We start from the raw sequence: 20,894 nt of genomic DNA, 5'->3' as shown, positions 1-20,894 counted from the left end.
GCATCGTGACGGCACACGCAGTCGGGAGTCTTCCCCGTGTCGTCCTACTGAAAATTCCGTCCCTTGGGCATGACCTGTTGTGCGGCACCCGACAGGGCTTCAAGATCCTGGCGGACCGGCAGGCCACGGCTTGCGGCGGATCCAACCGGCCGCTCGGCGGGATTGTGCTCGATGGCTGGACTATTGGCGGACTCCAGCAGCACGCTTAGCCACGGAGTCAAATCCTCGATCCGGTCGGCGACAATGTGGATGACGTTTGATTCGTGCTGCAGCTTGCCGGTGACGCGGATGAAGCGGGCGCCCATGACCACCGGGCGGAAGCGGTCGAAGACGCGTGGCCAGATAATGACGTTGGCGATGGATTTTTCGTCCTCCAGCGTGACGAAGATGGCGTTCCCCTTCCCCGGCCGCTGGCGCACCAGCACAAGGCCGGCGACGGAGACGCGGCGGCCGTCGCGCACCGACGGCAGATGGGCGTTGGGGGTGACGCCGGCGCGGGTCAGCCGTTCGCGCAGGAAGGCGACGGGGTGCTCCTTCAGCGACAGGCCGAGCGCGCGGTAATCATGCACGACATGCTCGCCGAGCGGCATTCTCGGCAGTTTCGTTTCCGGCTCCAGCTCGCGCAGGCGAAGCGAAGGCTGGTCGAACAGCGGCAGCTTCTCGGCGGCGCTCCTGCCGTCGAGGGCCCGCACCTCCCAGAGCGCGGCACGGCGGTCGAGGCCGATCGAGCGGAACGCGTCGGCCTCAGCCAGTCTTTCGATCTCGCCGACATCGAGACCTGAGCGCAGCCAGACATCCCTGACCGATCGATAGCCGGCGCCGCGCTGCGCGACGACGGCTTTCATGCGTTCCTCGGACAGGCCCTTGATTTGGCGGAAGCCGAGGCGCACCGCATGCGCCGTCTCGATGACGCCGCGCATCGAGGCGTGGCGCTCGAGGATGCGGGACGGATCGAAGGCGGTGGCCTCCAGCGTGCAGTCCCAGACGGAATGGTTGATGTCGACTTCGCGTATTTCAACGCCATGGTCGCGCGCGTCGCGTACCAGCTGCGCCGGCTGGTAGAAACCCATCGGCTGCGCGTTCAGGATCGCGGCGCAGAAGACGTCGGGAAAGAAGGTCTTGAACCAGCAGGAAGCATAGACCAGCAGCGCGAAGGAGGCGGCATGGCTTTCAGGAAAGCCATATTCGCCAAAACCCTCGATCTGCTTGAAGCAGCGCTCGGCGAAGTCCTTGTCGTAGCCATTGCCGACCATGCCGTCGATCATGCGCTGGCGGTAATTGCCGATCGTGCCGGTGCGCTTGAAGGTCGCCATGGCGCGGCGCAGCTCGTCGGCCTCGCCCGGCCGGAAGCCGCCGGCGACGATGGCGATCTTCATCGCCTGTTCCTGGAACAGCGGCACGCCCAGCGTCTTGCCGAGGATTTTCTTGAGCTCCAGGCTGGGGTAATGGACCGCCTCCTTGCCCTGCCGCCGGCGCAGATAGGGATGCACCATGTCGCCCTGGATCGGGCCTGGACGCACGATCGCCACCTCGATGACGAGGTCGTAGAAATTTTCCGGCTTGAGACGCGGCAGCATCGACATCTGCGCGCGCGACTCGATCTGGAAGACGCCGAGCGTGTCGGCCCTCTGGATCATGGCGTAGACGTCCTCGTGCTCTTCGGGAAGGGTGGCGAGCACGTAAGGCCGTCCAAAAGGATCCCGCGCTTGCGGATAATGGTCGGTGAGCAAGGTGAAGGCGCGCTTCAGGCAGGTCAGCATGCCGAGCGCCAGCACGTCGACCTTGAGGATCTTCACGGCGTCGAGGTCGTCCTTGTCCCACTCGACCATCTTGCGCTCCTCCATCGCCGTCTTGACGATGGGCACGACTTCGTCGAGCCGGTCGCGGGTGATGACGAAGCCGCCGACATGCTGGGAGAGGTGGCGGGGGAAGCCCATGATCTCGTTGGCGCGCTCCAGCACTTGCCGCGACAGCGGATCGGTGCGGTCGAGGCCGCCGGCATTGGCTTCCCTTTCGCCGAGCTCGGAGGTCGACCAGCCCCAGATGGTGCTGGACAGCGCGCTTCGCACGTCCTCCGACAGGCCCATGGCCTTGGCCACCTCGCGCAGAGCGGAGCGGCCGCGATAGCTGATGACGGCGGCGGCAAGCGCCGTGCGCTTGGCGCTGTATTTGTCGTAAATATAGGCGATGACCTCGTCGCGCCTTTCATGCTCGAAGTCGACGTCGATGTCGGGCGGCTCGTTGCGCTCCTCCGAGATGAAGCGCTCGAAGAGTGTGTCGATGCGCTCGGGGCCGACCTCGGTGATGCCGATGCAGAAGCAGATGACCGAATTGGCGGCCGAGCCGCGGCCCTGGCAAAGAATGTCCTTGCTGCGGGCGAATTTGACGATGTCGTGGACGGTCAGGAAATAGCGCGCATAGTTCAGGCGCTCGATCAGCGCAAGCTCGCTGTCGATGCGTTCCAGCACATACTCGGGAACGCCGGCCGGATAGCGCCTGATCGCGCCCTCCCGGGCCAGGCGTTCGAGCTCGGCCTGCGGCCCGAGGCCGGATTCTGTCGGCTCGTCCGGATAGTTGTATTCGAGGTCGCTGAGCGAAAAGGTCAATTCGTCGGCGAAGCGCAGCGTCTCGGCCAGCGCTTCAGGGTGACGGCGGAAAAGGCGCGCCATCTCCAGCGGCGGCTTCAGATGGCGCTCGGCATTGGCGGTCAGCTCCAGCCCGACCTCGCAAACCGGCGTGTTGAGGCGGATCGCGGTCAGCACGTCCTGCAGCGGGCGGCGGTCGGCGGCATGATAGAGCACGTCGTTGGTCGCCATCATCGGGATACGCGCATGGTCGGCCATCGCCGCCGCCTGCTCGATGCGGAAGCGGTCATTGCCACCATAATCCGGCGCCACGGCCAATCGGAGCGCTGCGCCGAAGCGATCTTTAAGCCGGCTAATAAATTCCAGATTCTCTTCCGCGCCGCCGGACAGATTGGGCAGGATCGCCAGCGACATCCGATCGCCCCATTCGAGCAGGTCGTCGAGCTTGAGCAATGTCGCGCCCTTCTCGGTCTCGTCGCGCAGATTGGCTTGTGTGAGCATGCGGCAGAGATGCCCCCAGCCCTGGCGGTCGCGGGGATAGGCGAGAATGTCCGGCGTGCCGTCGCCGAACACCAGGCGGCAGCCGGGATGATAGGGCATCTTCTCCACCTTGGCCTGCTGCCAGGCGCGCACGACGCCGGCCACGGTGTTCCTGTCGGCAAGCCCGATCGACGAAAACCCGTAGAATTTTGCCGTGACCACCAGCTCCTCGGGCTTGGAGGCGCCGCGCAGGAAGGAGAAATTCGAGCTTATGCCGAACTCTGCATAGGGGATGGCGGTCAGCGCGTTCATGCGAACACCCCATGCATATACCAGCGTGGTGGCGCGGCCTGCGCGGCGCTGCTGTAAAGCCCATGGCGGTAGAGCCAGTAGCGGCGCCCCTCGCTGTCCTCGATGCGGTAATAGTCGCGGGTCGGCGCCTCTTCCTCGCCGGGCAATTGCCGCCACCATTCGGCGGCGATGCGTTCCGGCCCCTCGGCGCGGGCGACGCGGTAAAGCGCGCGCCGCCAGCGGAAATTCATCGGCGGACCCTCCGGGATCTCGGTCGCCGGCACCTCGATCGGCTCCGGCGAGCGGAACAGGCGCACCGGCCGCTCCGGCGGATAGATGGTCATCGGCGGGGCTGTTCGGGGTGGCGCCGCCCGCCCGGCCGCCGGCGCGCGCCTTTGCGGCGCTTCGGCGAAAGGCACGCTCTTGACGGCGCGCTCCGGCAGATGGCTCTCGACGACCACCGGCTTCAGCACGGCGGCCTCGCCGAGGCGGGCGCGGACGCGGTCGGCGAACAGCGCGATGTCGGCATCATCGTCGTCCGTCTCGCCGGTGAGGTCGCCCTGAACCAGATCGAAGGCGGCGGCCGACAGCACGGAGAGTCGCACGAGGTCGAAGCCGAAGCCGGCATCGATGTTCTGCTCCAGCGCGGCAAGCCGCTCATGGAACAGTCTTTGGATCAGCCGTGGCTCGCGCATCGGGCGCGAGGTGCCGACGGCGATGCGGCTGACGGCGCCGTCGACGCGAAAGAGAAGCAGCGCCAGCGTCCTTGCGCCTTCGCCGCGGCGCTCAAGGTCGGTCTTCAAGGCGATCGCCAGCCGGCTCACCAGCCGCTCGATGTCGTCGGTGAGCATGACCGGCTCGGCAAGATGGCGCTCGACCGAGAGCGGTGCGACGGGAAGGCGCGGCGAGACGGCCTCGTCGAGGCGGCCGAGCGCCTGGTCGAGGCGCAGAAGCAGAGTGGCGCCGAAGCGGCGTGCGAGCGGCGCGCGGGGTGCCGCCATCACCGCGCCGGCGGTGCGCAGGCCCACGCTCTCCAGGCTGGCGCGGGTCTCCGGCGCGATGCGCAGCGCCGAAAGCGGCAGGGGCGAAAGCAGCGCCTCCTCCTCGCCGCCGGCCACGATGCGGTTACCGTGGAAGCGCGCCGCCGCCCAGGCGGCGCCGGGGGTCGACGCAAGGCCGGCGCGGACATCGAAACCCTGCTGGAAGAAGCGGGTGAGGATCTCATCCTGCATGGCGCGCTCGCCGCCGAAGAGATGCGTGCAGCCGGTGACGTCGAGGAACAGCCCGTCCTCGGCGTCGATCGCCACCAGCGGCGTGTAACGATCGCACCAGTCGGCAAGGCCTTCGAGCAGGCGGCGGTCGGCTTCCGGGTCGGCCTCGACCACATCGATCATGGGATGCATGGCGCGGGCATCGGCAATGCCCATGCCGCGCTTCAGCTTGAGCGCCTCAGCCCGCTCGTCGAGGGCTGCGATGCGCTGGGTGTTGTTGTCGCGATGGCTGATCACCAATGGTGGGTGAGATGGAGGCAGGTGATCCGATGGCCGGGAACGCCAGGACCGCCCCAGGCGCTGGCGCAGGATCCGCTCCGCGCTGAGATGCGGGAACCACAGCGACAGGATTCTCTGTTCTTTCCGCAAAAGCGTGCTCATTTGGGTTCCACTCCAGTGTGAATTGTCCGGGCAGGGCCGTGCGGCTCTTGCCGATATCTACTTTGAAGGCGGGGCGGCCGATCGAGCCGGCGAGCGGCCCGGCGACCGTCTCGCGGCTTGCCGAAGATGCCGCCGAGACGATGAGGCGCACCGGGGCGGCGGTTGGATCGGCCTCGCCGGCCTGGCGCAGCAAAAGCAGCGGACGGCCGGCGTTCTGGGCCCGCGCATGCAGCCGGCGCGTGGCGGTGAGGTCGAGAAGTCGCGGGCTGCCGCGGATTTCGAGGATGACCGCGGCGAAGGCGGTCATGCGGGCGGCCTCCTCGGCGATCCACAGCGCGTCGAGCAGTTTCGGGGCCTCGGAAAACAGCAACTGTTCCGGCTCGATGCCGAACAGGGCATGAAGGCCCCTGGCATAGGGCAGGCCAGCCTCGTGGAAGATCTCCGATGTGCCGACCCAGAGCATCGGCAGGCCCTGCTTCTCCTTGAGGATCAGGCTTACCAGCGAGAGCGCGAAGCCGGCGACGGCGCCGGCATCGCGGGTCTCCAGGCCATGGATTTCGCTGAGCGCCGCCCTGGGTAGGCCACCGCCAAGGGCAGTGTCGAGGCCCTCGATGCCGGTGCGCAGAAAGGCGTCCGCCGAAGCCACGGCAAGGCCGCGCCGGACAAGCGTCATGTCCAACCTGGCAGCATCGAGAGGCGCGCCAGGCGCCGGCGCCTGCAGGCGCTCGGGCAGCGTTCCCTCGATCTTTGCGATCTGGCGGCGCAGGGCAAAAACAGTTTCCCGCGCCACGGCGCTCATCGCCATGACGTTCACTTCCGGCAGCAATTGTTCCTGTTATGTTCTTATAGATTCCAGAGGCGCCCGGAAGAGTCAAGCAGAGTCAGAAGGAATTTATTCCTTCGCCTTTTACCCTGAAAGCGCACGGCCAGCCGGCTCATTTGCCTCTATCGGCGCGAAAGCCTATATGCCGGGATCAAAGGACATTCCATGGCCCGCATCTACAAGACACGTACCTGGCACGATCAGCTCTCGCCGTCGATGGACGAGCTGGAGCTTATGGCGCTGGAGGCCTATGCCCATCTGCCGGACGAGTTCCGCCAGCTCACCGGCGAGATCGTCATCCAGATCGCCGAATTCCCGACCGACGAGATCATGGACGACCTGTCGCTGGAGACGCCCTTCGACCTGCTCGGCCTGTTCGAGGGACGCGGCATCGCCGAGCGCTGGAACCCGCAGACCGGCGAGGGACCGAACCGCGTCACGCTCTACCGCCGCGCCATCCTCGATTACTGGGCCGAGAACGAGGAGACGCTGGGCGACATCGTCACCCATGTGCTGATCCACGAGATCGGCCACCATTTCGGCCTGTCGGACGATGACATGGAGCGGATCGAGGAGGCCGCCGAGCAGGCGGCGGCGGGCTAAGGCGCACCCCGTCATCCTAGGGCGAAGCAAGGAGCGAAGCGACGCGCGTAGACCCTAGGATCCATGCCGTTCCATCAACACCAAACCCGCGGTGACGAACGGAACGATTCCCGCCCGACACCGCAAACATCCCCTACATTCTGACCCGCTGCGCTTTTCGCCTCAGGTAACGGCATGGATCCTAGGGTCTGCGCTCCGCTTCGCGTCGCTCCGCCCTAGGATGACGAAGTCGGACGGTCGCCGCCCCTTCTTCCTACCAGTCGCTGAGCTTGGTGTCGGCCGTGTATTCCTGGCCTTCGACATCCTTCACCACGGCCTGGCCGCAGCGCATCGACTTGGTCTTCTTGTCATAGGCGTAGGTCGGCGAGCCGAACAGGTGCCAGCCCTTGTTCAGCGCGGCGGTGACCTTGTGACAGAAGGTGGCATCGTCCGGACCGGACAGGAAGCGGTAGAGTTTCATTTTTCGTCTCTGATCGTGATTGTCTCAGCTCATGCATGTCGTTTTACCAAAACCGCCGCGCACTTTTGGGCGACATGCATCAGCCCTGCGCATCATGCGCCGATGATCGCGGCCTTCGCCAGAAGTTTCTCAGCCTCCGCCAGATGCAGCCGCTCGACCATGCGGCCGTCCAGCGCGATGACGCCCTGGCCGGCATTTTCGGGCCGCGCGAACGCATCCCGGATCGCGCGAGCCCTGGCAAGCGCTTCCGCCGACGGCGAAAAGGCGCGGTTCGCCGGCTCGATCTGAGCCGGGTGGATCAGCGACTTGCCGTCAAAGCCCATGGCGGCGGCTTCCGAGCATTCGCCGGCAAAAGCATCGAGGTCGCGAAAATCATTGGCGACGCCGTCGATCACGTCGAGCCCGCCGGCCCGCGCCGCGAGCACCAGCTGCATTAACCAGGGCATGAGATAGCGCCGGTCGGGCGTCGCCAAAATGCCGGTCGCCTTCACCAGGTCGTTCGTTCCGGCAACGAAACAAGCAAGGCGCGACGCCGGATCGCGGCCAAGCTCGGCGATGGTGCCGATGTTGAGCAGCGCCTTGGGCGTCTCGACCATCGCCCATAGTTTCACGCTGTCCGGCGCGAAATTGTCGTCGAGCAGGTCGCCGGCCTCCAAGATGTCGCGCGGCGTGCCGATCTTGGGCAGAAGAATGCCGTCGGGCTCAGCCTTGGCGACAGTCAGAAGATCGTCGGCGCCCCATTCGCTGGCCAAAGGGTTGATGCGCACCACCATCTCGCAGCGTTTTTCGCGGTCGGCCAGGATGCCGGCGACCTTGTCGCGCGCGGCTTTCTTGTCGGCGGGCAGGACGGCATCCTCCAGATCGATGATGACGGCATCGCAGGCAAGCGAGCCGATCTTGGCGAGCGCCTTGTCGTTTGAGGCGGGGATGTAAAGCACCGAGCGGCGCGGGCGGTAGATGTCGACGGTCATGGCCGATCTATGCCGGGTGATGGCGAGGGAGGCAAGGCGAGTCCCTCGAGGGGCAGGACAATCGCATAGGGCAGCGCTAGCCCCCTCTCCGTCTCGACGCTGCGCGCCGAGCCACCTCTCCCCCACCTTGTGGGGGCGAGGAAACCCTAACCGTCGATGGCGCGGCCTTTGCAAGCCTGGGTTCCTCGCCCCCGCCAGAGCGGGGGAGAGGTGGCTCGGCGAAGCCGAGACGGAGAGGGGGAGCGCCCTATGCGATTATTCCGCCTAAGGCGATCCGCCTGCACGAAAACTGCAAACCCTTGCGGAAAACCTCCTCCAATCCGCCGCGCGCTTTCCGCACGGGCCGGCGAAACCGGCGTCATGCGAATGCGTCACACATATCGCTGGTCCCTGCCGCGCCGGCTCCGCGACGAAGGCTGGTGGCTCGTCGAGTCGCAAGGGCGGCGCGCCCCGGCGACGGTGCTTCCCTTCAGACCACGGCTGGCATGCGCCGGCAGAACAGCAGCCAGGAAGGCGCGGCGATGACGACGATCACCACCACGGCGCCGGCAATGAAGACGTCGCCTGTCCCGAGCTACTGCCGCCGCGTCGGCGCCGCCGCGCTACTGGTGGCGCTGGCCGATTTCCTTTTCTACGGCCAGCCAGCCGGCATCACCGTCTTCATCTTCGCCATAGTGCTTGCGGCCGCGGTTGTCGCCATGCATCCGACCGCGCTGAACGATGCCCGGGTGTGGATCAAACCAGCCGCATTGTTCGCGGCACTTTTGCCGCTGGTCGAAAATGTCAGCCCACTTTCGGTGCTGGTCGCGGTTGCAGCACTTGCGATCTTTGCGCTGTCGCTGGCCGGCCGGCTGCGGACGAGGCCTGCATGCATCGCGCGGCAGCTTGGCCTGTTCCTGCTTGCCACCCCTTTCCGCTTCGCGCGCGACTTCTTCCGCTGGCGCAAGGTGGCGCGCCGACTCGGGCAGCGGCGCATCCGGCTGGCGGCCATCGCCGTCTGGGTCATGCCGCTGACGCTCGGCATCGTCTTCCTGGCGCTGTTCGGCGCCGCCAATCCAATCATTGAGCACTGGCTGTCGCTGATCGATCTTTATGCGCTGCTCGAGAAAATCGAGGTCGCGCGACTGATCTTCTGGCTCATCGTGCTGGCCGGCGTCTGGGCCTTTCTGCGGCCCCGCCTGCCGCGCTTTGTCTCTCGTCTCAGGCGCATCCTGCCTGCCGCGCCCGCGGCAAGGCGGACGAGGACTTCCGCCGAGGACGTCCTCTTCGGCAAGGCCGCCGTCCTGCGCGCGCTGATCGTCTTCAACGCGCTGTTTGCCGTGCAGACGATCCTCGACGGCACCTATCTATGGGGCGGCGCAGCTCTTCCCGATGGGCTGACCTACGCAAATTACGCACATCGCGGCGCCTATCCGCTGGTCGCCACCGCGCTGCTTGCCGCCGGCTTCGTGCTGGTGGCGCTGCGCTCGGGCAGCGAGACGTCGCGCGATCCGCTGATCCGCCGGCTGGTCTATCTCTGGGTGGCGCAGAACATCGTGCTGGTGATCTCCTCGATGCTGCGGCTCGACCTCTATATCGGCGCCTACGCGCTCACCTATCTGCGCGTCGCGGCCTTCATCTGGATGGGGCTGGTGGCGGCGGGGCTGGCGCTGATCATTGCCCGCATCGCGCTTCAAAAATCCGGCGAATGGCTGCTCTCCGCCAATCTTCTGACGCTTTCGGGGACGCCTTATGCCTGCTGTTTCGTCAATTTTGCAGCGCTGATCGCCAACTACAATGTCGACCATTCCCGTGAAATGACCGGACAGGGCGTTCCCTTCGACATCTGGTATGTCCGTTCGCTTGGCGCGGGCGCATTTCCTGCCCTCGACCGTTTCATCGATCACCAAGGCCCGACAACTGCCGAAAATCCGGCCTTTCGCCAATTCTTGGGGATACGCCCTGTCGACGAAGGCGCGTATCGCGCTGTCCTGAACCACTGGCGGGCCTGGAGCTTTCGCGACTGGAGGCTTTTGCGCTATCTCGACAAACGCGGCTCGCTTGCCAATCCTGCCGTCACCCAAGCTTACCCGCCGGGCTATTGACCGATGCCGCACAACATCCTCGTCGCCGACGACGATCCGCATATCCGCGAGATCATCTGCTTCGCCCTGGAAAAGGCCGGCATGAGGACGGCCGCCGTCGCCGACGGCGCCGCAGCGCTCCAGGCGGTCGAGCGGCGCGCGCCCGATCTCATCGTGCTCGATATCGGCATGCCGGAGATGGACGGGCTGGAGGTCTGCCGGCGGCTCAGGCAAAAATCCGACGTGCCGGTGCTGTTCCTGTCCGCGCGGGATGAGGAAATCGACCGCATCCTTGGGCTGGAAATGGGCGGCGACGATTATGTGACCAAGCCGTTCAGCCCGCGCGAGCTGGTCGCCCGCGTCAACGTCATCCTGCGGCGCGCGCGTCCGGCGCCGGTCGAGGAAGCAGCGGACGAGCGGGAATTCGCGCATGGCAAGCTCATGCTCGTGCCGGCAAGCCATGCGGCGAGTTTCGACGGCAAGCCGCTCACCCTGACGGCGATCGAGTTCGCCATCCTGAAAGGCTTTCTCGCCCGCCCGCTTCACGTGCTTGGCCGCGACGCGGTGATGGCCAATGCCTATGCCTCCAACATCCATGTCTCGGAGCGCACGGTCGACAGCCACATCCGCAATGTGCGGGCCAAGCTGGCGGCGGTCGGCTGCGCCGATGCGATCGCGACGGTGCATGGCGTCGGCTTCCGGCTCGGCCGATGCGGTGGTTGAGCAAGGAAAGGTGGCGGCCGCGGCTCGCCACCGTCGTCATCGCCATCCTGATCGTGGTCATGGCGCTGCCGCTGGTCGGGCTGTTCTTCTTCCGGCTCTATGAGAACCAGCTGATCCGGCAGACCGAGGGCGAGCTGATTGCGCAAGGAGCGGTCGTTGCCGCCGTCTATGCAAAGGAGGTGCGCGCCGCCGGCATTTCCCAGGACAGGCTGGGTTCGCCGATCTCGGCCGATCCGGCGCGGGACAACAACTATCCCTATGAACCGATCGAGCCCCGCCTCGATCTCGCCTCGGACGACGTGATGCCGATGCGGCCGGCGGCGGCTCCGGCCGCCGCCGATCCCGCTTTCGCGGCGATCGGCGCAAAGCTCTCCGGCATTCTCGACGAAACGCAGAAGACGACGCTCGCCGGCTTCCGCCTGCTCGACCCGCGCGGCGTGGTGATTGCCGGCGGCGACGAGATCGGTGAGTCGCTCGGCGGAGTCGAGGAGGTGCGCGCCGCGCTTTCCGGCGCCTATGCCAGCGAGCTCAGGCTGCGCATCCCCGACCAGCCGCCGCCGCCGCTTTATTCGGTGAGCCGGGGCACCAGGGTGCGCGTCTTCGTCGCCATGCCGGTCGAGCTCGACGGCCGGGTCGCGGGCGTCGTCTACCTGTCGCGGACGCCGAACAACATCGTCAAGCATCTCTATGGCGAGCGCGGCAAGGTGACGTTGGCGGCCATCGCGATACTCGGCGGCACGCTCTTGATCGCGCTGGTGTTCATCCGCACCGTCAGCCGGCCGATCTATGCGCTGATCGAGCGGACGAAACGCATCGCCGCCGGCGATCGCGACGCAATCAGGCCGCTCGCCCATCACGGCACGCGCGAGATGGCGGCGCTGTCGACGGCCTTCCTCGACATGGCGACCAAGCTGCAGGCGCGCTCCGACTCCATCCAGACCTTCGCCACTCATGTCTCGCATGAGCTGAAGTCGCCGCTGACGGCGATCCAGGGCGCGGCCGAGCTGCTGCGCGATTCCGGCGGCGCGATGGACGAGGCCGAGCGCAAGCGCTTCTCCAACAACATCGTCACCGATGCCGGGCGGCTCAATCTGCTGGTGCGCCGGCTGCTCGACCTGGCGCGCGCTGAGAACCTGGAGCCGAGCGGCGAGAGCACGACGCTCCATGCGGCGCTGGCATCCTTGCCGGTCGACACCAGGCTGGAGACGCGGCTCGAAGCCGGCGGCGATATCAGGCTCGGCATCTCGGCCGAGAATCTCGGCATCGTGCTCGCCAACCTCATCGACAATTCGGCGAGACACGGCGCCCGGCAGGTGGCGATCCATGCCTCGGCCGACGGCGAGCGCGCGTCGATCCAGATAGGCGACGACGGTGCCGGCATCTCGGCCGCCAACCGGGCCAAGATCTTCGAGCCGTTCTTCACCACGCGGCGCGAGACCGGCGGCACCGGCGTGGGGCTCGGCATCGTGCTGGCCCTCCTAAAAGCGCATGATGGCACGATCAGGCTGGTTGACACCGAGCGCGGCACGCGCTTCGAGATCAATCTGCCGGTCGTCTGAGAACCGGGGTGGCTTGCTACGCAATTCCGTACGGAAAACCGCTACACACTTTTCCTGGAATTGCTCTGATCGGAGAAAAAAGTGCGCTACGACATCGTCATCATCGGCGGAGCCATCGTCGGGTCCTCGGTCGCCTATCATTTGCGGGAGGAAGGCTTTACCGGCTCCATCGCCCTGATCGAGCGCGATCCGCAATTCTCCCACGCGGCGACGACCTTGTCCTGCGCCTCGATCCGCCAGCAATTCTCCATCCCTGAAAACATCCGGCTGTCGCAGTTCACGCTGAAACTGTTCCGGCGGCTGAAGGAGACGTTCGGCGCCGACGCCGATATCGGATTCCGCGAAGGCGGCTATCTCATCCTTGCCGGCGAGGCCGGGCTGCCGATCCTCAAGGCCAATCACGAGACGCAGGTCGCCGAGGGCGCCGATATCGCGTTCGAGGATGCCGGGCAGCTGGCGCGCCGCTTCCCGTGGCTGTCGGTCGAAGGCATTTCCGCCGGCGCCTATGGCCGCAGCGGCGAGGGCTGGTTCGACGCGCATGCGCTGTTGACGCTGTTCCGCAAGGCGCTGCGCGACAGGAAGATCGATTTCATCACGGCTTCCGCTACCGGCATCGGGCGCGAGGGCAACCGCGTCACCGCTGTGTCGCTCGACAATGGCGAGACGCTCGAAGCCGGTACCGTCGTCAACGCCGCGGGGCCGAACGCCGGCAGGGTCGCGGCATTCGCCGGGCTCGAGCTGCCGGTCGAGCCGCGCAAGCGCAACGTGTTCGTCTTCGAGGCGCGCGAGAAATATGCAGACATGCCGCTGCTGGTCGATCCGTCGGGCATCTATGTGCGGCCGGAAGGCTCGGTCTATCTCACCGGCGGCGCCGAGCCGGAGGAAGGCGATATCGCGCCCGATCCCAAGGATTTTGAGGTCAACTGGCCGCTGTTCGAAGAGGTGATCTGGCCGGTTCTGGCCACCCGCATCCCGGCTTTCGAGGCGATCAAGCCGACGCGCGCCTGGGTCGGGCACTACGACTACAACACGCTCGACCAGAACGGGGTGATCGGGCCGCATCCGGAGGTCGCAAACTTCCTGTTCGCCAACGGTTTTTCCGGCCATGGCCTGCAGCAGGCGCCGGCGGTCGGCAAGTCGATCGCCGAGCTTGTCGTGCATGGCGGCTACCGGACGATCGACTGCTCGGCGTTCGGCTACGCGCGGGTGGCGGAAGGAAGGGCGTTCCGGGAGCTGAACGTCATTTGACGGACGGCCGCATCGACCGAAAGCGCATTGCCGAGGGCATGGCCCCGTGCCGTGTTGTCGAAGATGCACCACACTTCGGCGGCCGACGCACTGGCTTCGGCAAGCTGCCTGCCGATTTCCAGAAGCTGATCGGCCTCGTAGTCTGAATAATAGATGCGCGGCGCGCCATGGAAACGGAAGTAGGCGAGCTCGCGCCAGCCGCCGGGCATAGCGGCGGCAGGTACGGGAGCGGGGTCGGCCGCAACGCGCCCAACCTGAAAGCGGCTCAGCAAGGCCTCGGCTTCGGGTTCGAACCAGCTGGGGTGACGCGGTTCGCAGACCAGGCGTCGATCGGTCTTCGCACGCAGGGAGGCGAAGAAGTTCTCGGCGGTTTGGGCCTCGAATTGCAGGCTGGGCGGCAGTTGAACCAGGAGCACCGAAAGCTTGGCGCCGAGCCCTTCGATCTGACCTAGAAAAATATCTAGAAGATCATTGCAGCCTTGCAGGCGGCGCTCATGCGTCATGGTTTTGGGAAGTTTTGCGGAAAAGCGAAAATGGCCCGGAACCGAGCCCGCCCAGCGCTCAAAGGTTTCTCCCCGATGCGTTTTATAAAAGGACGAATTGATTTCCACGATCGAAAGCCGCGTGGCGTAGCGTTCAAGCTGCGAGCCGGCGGCAGGGAAAGAAGCTTTATACGCTGCTGGTATGCTCCATCCGGCGGTTCCCACGACACAGCTTCTGTTCTCCATGTCCAAAAATCTGGACAGGTACAATTGCGGGTCAAGAGAGAGCTTCAGCCACTCGGCCGCGCGTCGAGATAGGCTTGCAGCCACCCAAGCACGCGCGCCCAGCCTTCGGCATGTTCGGCCGCGGCGTCCGGGAAGCCGGCGAAACCGCCATGGCAGATGGTCAGCCGTGTGCCGCCGGCGATCGGCTCGAGCAGGTAAGCCACTGTCGTTTCCTTGCGGCCGAGCGCCGGATGGTCCCAGTCGTAGCGCCGTGTCTGCACGATGCGGCGCGGCATCTCGATTTCGAGAAACTCGCCGCTGGCGGGTAGACGTTGACCGTTGGCCGTCTCCACGACGACGCTCCAGCTTCCGCCGACGCGAAGATCGGCGTTCCATCCGATCATACGATAGGTTTCGGGCGAACCCCACCAGCGCTCGACCTCCCGGGTGACCAGTGCGGCGATGACCTCGTCCGGCGCGGCGGGAAGGTCGGCCGAGGCCATCACCGTGTCGGCGTTCGCCATGGCTTGCGGCAAGGACAGTTGCAGCATCGCATGCACCCCCCAGCGAAATTGTCTCGTATCCGGAATGAAGTTCAGCCCTTCGAGGGAGGGCGCTCGAAACCCTTGCCGGTTTCGAGCAGACTCTTGAGGCTCGCCAGCACCAGCGGCCAGCCCTTGGAGACGTTGGGGATCAGTCTGTGCGGGCCGTCGGCCTCGTGCACGACGGCGAGCTTCATCAATTCGCCGTCCGGCTCGATGGTGAAGGTGCAGCGCGTGTAGCCGTCCTCCTTCACCTCGGGCAGCCATTCATTGCGCCATTTGATCACCAGCCGCTTGGGCGGATCGATCTCCAGGATCTCGCCCGAGTCGGCGACGCGCCCGTCGGGGAAGATCAGTTTCCAGCTCGAGCCGACCTTCCAGTCGCTCTCCTGATAGGAGCAGAGGAAGAACTGCCGGTTGAATTCCGGATCGGTCAGCGCCTGCCAGAGCTTTTCAGGCGTGGTGCGGATATAGGTGACATAGACGAAGCTGTTCTCGCTCACGGCTCTTCCCTTTCAAGGCGTTGCTTCAGGTCGCTCAATACGTTGAGCCGATGGCGCTCGAACTTGCCGATCCAGCGCTCGGCGATCTCGTTGATCGGAACGGGGTTGAGGTAGTGCTCCTTCTCGCGGCCGCGGCGCATGGTGGTGACGAGGTTCGCCTCCTCGAGGATCGCCAGGTGCTTGGTCACCGCCTGGCGCGTCATGTCCATGTGCTCGCAGAGCGCGTTGAGCGTCTGCCCGTTCCTTGCGTGGAGGCTGTCCAGCAATTGCCGGCGGGTCGGGTCGGCCAAAGCGCGAAAGACGGCATCCATGCTCATGGCTCTAATATGCAACCATTTGGTTGCATGTCAAGCGGTGAGGCCAAAAAGATCGGATGCCGGGCTGCGCGGACCGGCGCCATCAGCTTGCGGGAGCGTCAACGCTTGCGGGAGAACCAGAAGGCGTCGCTCATGCGTGTCATGCCGATGCGCTCGTAGAAGCCGACGGCGTCCGGCATCGAGATCAGGCTGATGGCGACCGAAGGGCCGAGCTGGCGGCGCGCCTCGTCCATCAGGCCCTTGCCGATGCCGAGCCCTTGCGCCGAAGCGGACACGGCGAGCTTGGAGATATAGCAGACCCAGGAGAAGTCGGTGACGCCGCGCGCGACACCGACAAGCGGCTTGCCCTCTCTGTCGAGACGCGCCGTCAGCACCAAATTGGCGTGGTCGAGCATCGTCTTCAGGCGGGCCTCGTCATCGATCGGGCGCGTTTCGCCGAGGCCGGATTCGACCAGCACGCGGCGGAACTCGGCGACGTCGAGCCTGGGCTCGCTGGCGTAAAGGACTTTGGAAGGATCGGCCATGGCGACAGACTGCACCAGCCGGCCGGGATTTCGAAGCCGCTTTTGAAGTGTCCGATCCGTGCGCAAGCCATGCCCGCCATTGGCCCAAGCGCCGTGCACGAACAGTTGCCTTTCATTTGCTGCCGGCTTTGTGTAAACCGTCCCGCAAAATCCCCGCAAGCCAAGAAAACGGGCAGGTACCCATGGATAAATTCACCAAGCTCACCGGCGTCGCCGCGCCAATGCCGATCGTCAATGTCGACACCGACATGATCATCCCGAAGGATTATCTCAAGACGATCAAGCGCACCGGGCTCGGCACCGGCCTGTTCGCCGAGATGCGCTACAATGAGGACGGTTCGGAGAACCCGGATTTCGTGCTCAACAAGCCGGCCTACCGCAAGGCGCAGATCCTGGTCGCCGGCGACAATTTCGGCTGCGGCTCGAGCCGCGAGCATGCGCCCTGGGCGCTGCTCGATTTCGGCATCCGTTGCGTGATCTCGACCTCTTTCGCCGACATTTTCTACAACAACTGCTTCAAGAACGGCATCCTGCCGATCACGGTCAGCCCGGAAGACCTCGACAAGCTGATGGACGACGCCTCGCGCGGTTCCAACGCGACGCTGTCGATCGATCTCGAGGCCAAGGAAATCCGCGGGCCGGACGGCGGCGTGGTCAAATTCGACCTCGACGACTTCAAGCGCCACTGCCTGCTCAACGGCCTCGACGACATTGGGCTCACCATGGAGAAGGCCGGCGCCATCGCTTCCTTCGAGAAGCGGAACGCCGAGCTGCGCCCCTGGGCCTGACATTCTGAACATAGTGGCCCGGCCGTTCGCGGCCGGGTTCGTGGCGACTGAATGGAGGGACAGTCATGACACGCTCGCTTCTGGCTGCTTCGGCGGCAATCCTTCTCGCCACAATCAGCGTCAATGCGCAGACCACCGCGCCTGCCACGTCCGACCAGCCGGCTGCCGATCAAGGCGCGGCCGACCAGGGCAGTGACCAGGCTGCGTCGGAGGACGACAAGCAGGCGCCGATCCCGTTCGAAGGCGGACAGCTCACCATCACGCAACCGGAGCAGGATGGCGAGAAGGTGCTTGCCTATGACGGCAAGCAGTTGGCCAGCAATTACGACGTCTTCTTCGACAAGATCGTCAAGATCGGCGACGTGAACGTCGCGCTCGTCGATGTCGGCGACGGCGGCAATCAATGCGGCCCGGCCAAGGTCATCGTCTGGAAGAAAGACGGCGAGATTGAGACCACCACGGTCGAGCAGGACGAATGCGGCGCGCCGCCGGCCGCCGTCTCCGACAGCGCCATCTATTTCGTCCCCTATCTTTTGCCAGGCGATACCAAGCCGGCGCTGCAATGGTCGCCCACGGAAGGGCTGACGACCTCGGGCAACCTGACCTACACACCGGAACCCGGAACCGACTGGAAGGATGTCGACCCGTCGAAATACGACAACATCATCGACGCCTTCCACAACGAGGCGGTCTACAAGGCCGGCCAGGCGCTGCTCGGCAACGACATGCCCGACATGGCGACCAGCCTGCTGGTTGGCGGCGGCACCGAAAAGACGGCGTCCGGCGCCTTCTACGCCACCGGCTGCGTGCCGCATGACTGCGGCGGCAATGACGGCTTCATGGCCGTCGACCCGGCCAAGCAGAAAGTCTATTTCGCCCGCCGCGGCGACAATGGCGAGCCGCAGGCCTGGCCGCCGGTGAAGGATTGGCCGGCGGATATCAAGAAGGCCTATGAGGATGCGCAAGGGAACTAGGGATTCGGTTCAGCGCGGCTTCGTCATCCACGGGCGGAGCGACGCGCAGCGGAGCGGAGACCCGAGGATTCATACCGGGACTGTTGCCGTAGAATGCAGCGGAGCAGAATTCTGCACCGTTGGCGGCGCCTTGGCGTAACGGCATGGATTCCAGGGTCTACGCACGTCGCTTCGCTCGTTGCTCCGCCCTGGAATGACGACCGGAGGGAGCCTTCGGCCAATCGCCTAAGTCGCGACTGCCATTCCTGACAATAGTCCGCCCTGGCTTGGCCCACGACCACGCCGCCTTCCCCTGCTAGAGGAGCGCAACCAACGCGAGGCTCCCATGCGCAAGCTCATCTCCACAGGCTCTCCCTTCGAGAAGACCGCCGGCTATTCGCGGGCGGTGGTTCAGGGCGACTGGTGCTTCGTGTCCGGCACGACCGGCTACGACTATGCGACCATGACGATGCCCGACACGGTCGAGGCGCAGACGCGCAATTGCCTCGCCACCATCGCCAAGGCGCTTGCCGATGGCGGCTTCGACATGGCCGATGTGGTGCGTGCGCATTACTATATCACCGACCAGGCCTTGGTTGACGTGGTCTTCCCGATCCTCGGCGAGGCGTTCGGCGACATCCGCCCGGCGGCGACGATGATCGTGTGCCAGCTCAACAAGCCGGAGATGAAGATCGAGATCGAGGTGACGGCGCTGCGGCGCACGGCATAGGAGCTAGCGATGACGGTCCGGCGCATCGTGGCCAACATCGCCACGAAGGATATCGCGGCGGCGAAGCGCTTCTATCAGGACGTGCTCGGCCTCGATATCCTCATGGATCAAGGCTGGATCGCCACCTACGGCTCCGAGGAAAGCATGCAGGTCCAGGTCAGCTTCATGGCGCAAGGCGGGTCGGGCACGCCGGTGCCGGACCTTTCGGTCGAGGTCGACGATGTGGACGCGGCGCTTGCCGGTATGAGGAAGGCCGGCTTCGCCATCGAATACGGTCCGGCCGACGAGCCCTGGGGCGTGCGGCGCTTCTATGTTCGCGATCCATTCGGCAGGCTGGTGAATATTTTGGCGCATCGGTAGCTGGGGTTCCTCGCCCCACGAAGTGGGGAGAGGTGGCTCGGCGAAGCCGAGACGGAGAGGGGAGCGCCCTACGAAGGCCCCCTCTCCGTCCGCTTCGCGGACACCTCTCCCCCGCTTTGCGGGGGCGAGCAAACCAAGCTTCGAGAGCTCCCCTTGCGCCCAGCCCGCTTGGCGTTTAGCAAGGCGCCGGTTCAATTTCTCTCCCGGGACGGTTCTCCATGGCTTCGAAAAATCTCTTCCTGCTCGCCGGCGACGGCATCGGCCCCGAGGCCATGGCCGAGGTGAAGAAGCTGATCAGGGCCATGAACGACAAGCTCGGCGGCGGTTTCGCCACCGACGAGGGCCTGGTCGGCGGCTGCGCTTATGACGCGCATGGCGCGGCGATCTCCGATGCCGACATGGCGAAGGCGATGGCGGCGGATGCCGTGCTGTTCGGCGCCGTCGGCGGGCCGAAATGGGATGCCGTGCCTTACGAGGTGCGTCCCGAGGCCGGCCTGCTGCGCCTGCGCAAGGACATGGAGCTGTTCGCCAATTTGCGTCCGGCGATCTGCTACCCGGCGCTGGCCGCCTCTTCCTCGCTCAAGCAGGATGTGGTCGAGGGCCTCGACATATTGATCGTGCGCGAGCTCACCGGCGGCGTCTATTTCGGCGAGCCGAAGCAGATCATCGATCTCGGCAACGGCCAGAAGCGCGGCATCGACACCCAGGTCTACGACACGTTCGAGATCGAGCGCATCTCGGGCGTCGCCTTCGAGCTGGCGCGGACCCGCAAGAACCACGTCACCTCGATGGAAAAGCGCAACGTCATGAAGTCGGGCGTCCTGTGGAACGAAGTCGTTAGCCAGACGCACAAAGCGCGCTACTCCGACGTCAAGCTCGACCATATGCTGGCCGACGCTGGCGGCATGCAACTGGTGCGCTGGCCGAAACAGTTCGACGTCATCGTCACCGACAACCTGTTCGGCGACATGCTGTCCGACATCGCCGCCATGCTCACCGGCTCGATCGGCATGCTGCCGTCCGCCTCGCTCGGCGCGCCGGATGCCAAGACCAAGAAGCGCAAGGCGCTCTACGAGCCGGTGCACGGCTCGGCGCCCGACATCGCCGGCAAGGGCATCGCCAACCCGATCGCCATGATCGCCTCCTTCGCCATGTGCCTGCGCTATTCCTTCGGCATGGTCGCCGAGGCCGACAAGCTCGAAGCGGCAATCGCCGCCGTGCTCGACGACGGCCTGCGCACGAAAGACATCATGTCGGAAGGCATGACCGAGGTCGGCACGGTCCAGATGGGCGACGCCATCATCGCCAAGTTCCTGGGCTGATAATGCCGGTCGACGTCCGCTGGGCGACGACCGACGATGCTCCGGCGCTCGCCATCCTGCTTTGCGCGATGGCGACGCATTACCGGCAGACGCCGCTCGATCATGGCCGGGCGGCCGCCACGGCGCGGCAATGGCTGAGCGACGAGAGCCCGGCCTATCCGCATTTCGCCTTGGCTTTCCTGGATGGCGAGCCGGCCGGTCTCGCCTCGGTGGCGATCGCCCATCCGGGCATCGATCTCGAAAGGCTGATGTTCCTGAAGGATCTGTTCGTGCGCGACGGCGCCCGCGACAGGGGCGTCGGCCGCGCAATAATCGGCTTCCTCGCCGGTTATTGCGTCGAAAGGGGCATCGGCCGCATCGATCTGACCGCCGAAGACTGGAACGAGGGCGCGCTGCGCTTCTACGACCGGCTCGGCGCCGAGCGCCACGGCCAGAAGATTTTCCTTAGGCTGTCGGGCGACGCGCTGAACAGGGTCGCTAGAACCCGACGCCGGCCGGGCGCCAAAGCCGGGGTGCACCAAGCAAGGCAAGACAGCCGGTCAGCCCGACGTCGCGCGAGCCGACAGCCACCGCGCCTTCGTCATTCTATGGCGAAGTGAGGAGCGAAGCGACGAGCGCAGACCATAGAATCCATTCCGTGACCTATGAGCGTCGCAGCGGTGCAGAAGGCTCTCGTTTTGCACCGCCTTT

21 protein-coding genes are annotated in these 20,894 nt (G+C 65.4%); 11 read left to right on the top strand and 10 right to left on the bottom strand.

Annotated elements, in window-relative coordinates:
• Positions 1-44: 44 nt before the first annotated feature.
• From EN862_RS24425 to EN862_RS36985, 3 genes are read right to left on the bottom strand one after another with little or no spacing between them, the layout of a single operon-like run.
• Positions 45-3,377, bottom strand: coding sequence for an error-prone DNA polymerase (locus EN862_RS24425; RefSeq protein ID WP_127866089.1), 3,333 nt, complete (start codon positions 3,375-3,377; stop codon positions 45-47).
• Positions 3,374-4,864 (bottom strand): DUF6504 family protein, encoded by a 1,491-nt coding sequence (locus EN862_RS24420; RefSeq protein WP_127866088.1) that lies wholly within the window; start codon positions 4,862-4,864, stop codon positions 3,374-3,376. Before EN862_RS24420 ends, EN862_RS24425 begins: the two co-directional genes overlap by 4 nt.
• Positions 4,806-5,813 (bottom strand): hypothetical protein, encoded by a 1,008-nt coding sequence (locus tag EN862_RS36985; RefSeq protein WP_127866087.1) that lies wholly within the window; start codon positions 5,811-5,813, stop codon positions 4,806-4,808. Before EN862_RS36985 ends, EN862_RS24420 begins: the two co-directional genes overlap by 59 nt.
• Positions 5,814-5,996: 183 nt before the next feature.
• On the opposite strand from EN862_RS36985, the gene EN862_RS24410 reads away from it, so the two are divergent.
• Positions 5,997-6,434: a metallopeptidase family protein gene (locus EN862_RS24410; protein ID WP_042645389.1), complete on the top strand. Its 438-nt coding sequence runs from the start codon at positions 5,997-5,999 to the stop codon at positions 6,432-6,434.
• A 253-nt stretch (positions 6,435-6,687) separates the two neighbouring features.
• On the opposite strand, the gene EN862_RS24405 is transcribed toward EN862_RS24410, so the two are convergent.
• Complete coding sequence (locus EN862_RS24405) at positions 6,688-6,894, bottom strand: DUF1737 domain-containing protein (protein WP_042645368.1); 207 nt, start codon at positions 6,892-6,894, stop codon at positions 6,688-6,690.
• 92 nt (positions 6,895-6,986) lie between these two features.
• Entirely contained in the window at positions 6,987-7,865 is an 879-nt protein-coding gene (locus tag EN862_RS24400; RefSeq protein WP_127866086.1) for a CoA ester lyase, read from the bottom strand.
• Between the two features lie 419 nt (positions 7,866-8,284).
• On the opposite strand from EN862_RS24400, the gene EN862_RS24395 reads away from it, so the two are divergent.
• The 4 genes from EN862_RS24395 (at position 8,285) to EN862_RS24380 (ending at position 13,458) form a co-directional block, all read left to right on the top strand.
• Positions 8,285-9,949, top strand: coding sequence for a DUF4173 domain-containing protein (locus EN862_RS24395; protein WP_348632085.1), 1,665 nt, complete (start codon positions 8,285-8,287; stop codon positions 9,947-9,949).
• 3 nt (positions 9,950-9,952) lie between these two features.
• Positions 9,953-10,651, top strand: a complete 699-nt coding sequence (locus EN862_RS24390; protein WP_127866085.1) for a response regulator transcription factor — start codon at positions 9,953-9,955, stop codon at positions 10,649-10,651.
• Positions 10,639-12,210, top strand: a complete 1,572-nt coding sequence (locus tag EN862_RS24385) for a HAMP domain-containing sensor histidine kinase (protein WP_127866084.1) — start codon at positions 10,639-10,641, stop codon at positions 12,208-12,210. The genes EN862_RS24390 and EN862_RS24385 overlap by 13 nt, the downstream gene beginning before the upstream one ends.
• A gap of 81 nt (positions 12,211-12,291) precedes the next feature.
• Positions 12,292-13,458, top strand: a complete 1,167-nt coding sequence (locus tag EN862_RS24380; RefSeq protein ID WP_127866083.1) for an FAD-binding oxidoreductase — start codon at positions 12,292-12,294, stop codon at positions 13,456-13,458.
• Here EN862_RS24380 and EN862_RS24375 read toward each other — a convergent pair.
• From EN862_RS24375 to EN862_RS24355, 5 genes are all read right to left on the bottom strand, one after another.
• Positions 13,407-14,186 carry a DUF72 domain-containing protein gene (locus EN862_RS24375; protein WP_127866082.1) on the bottom strand — a complete coding sequence of 260 codons (780 nt, stop codon included), beginning with the start codon at positions 14,184-14,186 and terminating at the stop codon, positions 13,407-13,409. The genes EN862_RS24380 and EN862_RS24375 overlap by 52 nt on opposite strands.
• Positions 14,187-14,230: 44 nt before the next feature.
• On the bottom strand, positions 14,231-14,716 hold the full coding sequence (locus EN862_RS24370; RefSeq protein WP_127866081.1) for an SRPBCC domain-containing protein: 486 nt from the start codon (positions 14,714-14,716) through the stop codon (positions 14,231-14,233).
• A 44-nt stretch (positions 14,717-14,760) separates the two neighbouring features.
• Positions 14,761-15,210 (bottom strand): SRPBCC family protein, encoded by a 450-nt coding sequence (locus EN862_RS24365; protein WP_127866080.1) that lies wholly within the window; start codon positions 15,208-15,210, stop codon positions 14,761-14,763.
• On the bottom strand, positions 15,207-15,527 hold the full coding sequence (locus tag EN862_RS24360) for a metalloregulator ArsR/SmtB family transcription factor (protein WP_127866079.1): 321 nt from the start codon (positions 15,525-15,527) through the stop codon (positions 15,207-15,209). The genes EN862_RS24365 and EN862_RS24360 overlap by 4 nt, the downstream gene beginning before the upstream one ends.
• Positions 15,528-15,625: 98 nt before the next feature.
• Positions 15,626-16,051, bottom strand: a complete 426-nt coding sequence (locus EN862_RS24355; RefSeq protein ID WP_127866078.1) for a GNAT family N-acetyltransferase — start codon at positions 16,049-16,051, stop codon at positions 15,626-15,628.
• A gap of 182 nt (positions 16,052-16,233) precedes the next feature.
• On the opposite strand from EN862_RS24355, the gene leuD reads away from it, so the two are divergent.
• The 6 genes from leuD (at position 16,234) to EN862_RS24325 (ending at position 20,803) form a co-directional block, all read left to right on the top strand.
• Positions 16,234-16,839, top strand: coding sequence for a 3-isopropylmalate dehydratase small subunit (leuD, locus tag EN862_RS24350; protein ID WP_041009887.1), 606 nt, complete (start codon positions 16,234-16,236; stop codon positions 16,837-16,839).
• Positions 16,840-16,904: 65 nt separating this feature from the next.
• Positions 16,905-17,813, top strand: coding sequence for a hypothetical protein (locus tag EN862_RS24345; RefSeq protein ID WP_127866077.1), 909 nt, complete (start codon positions 16,905-16,907; stop codon positions 17,811-17,813).
• Positions 17,814-18,138: 325 nt separating this feature from the next.
• Entirely contained in the window at positions 18,139-18,522 is a 384-nt protein-coding gene (locus EN862_RS24340; RefSeq protein ID WP_127866076.1) for a RidA family protein, read from the top strand.
• 9 nt (positions 18,523-18,531) lie between these two features.
• Positions 18,532-18,882, top strand: a complete 351-nt coding sequence (locus EN862_RS24335) for a VOC family protein (RefSeq protein WP_127866075.1) — start codon at positions 18,532-18,534, stop codon at positions 18,880-18,882.
• A gap of 218 nt (positions 18,883-19,100) precedes the next feature.
• Entirely contained in the window at positions 19,101-20,204 is a 1,104-nt protein-coding gene (leuB, locus tag EN862_RS24330) for a 3-isopropylmalate dehydrogenase (protein WP_127866074.1), read from the top strand.
• Between the two features lie 2 nt (positions 20,205-20,206).
• Positions 20,207-20,803, top strand: a complete 597-nt coding sequence (locus tag EN862_RS24325; protein WP_127866073.1) for a GNAT family N-acetyltransferase — start codon at positions 20,207-20,209, stop codon at positions 20,801-20,803.
• The last annotated feature ends 91 nt before the right edge of the window (positions 20,804-20,894 follow it).

Origin of the sequence: Mesorhizobium sp. M2E.F.Ca.ET.219.01.1.1, assembly GCF_004016445.2 — a bacterium.
Taxonomy (GTDB): Bacteria; Pseudomonadota; Alphaproteobacteria; order Rhizobiales; family Rhizobiaceae; genus Mesorhizobium.
This window is presented reverse-complemented; position numbering and strand designations above follow the sequence as displayed.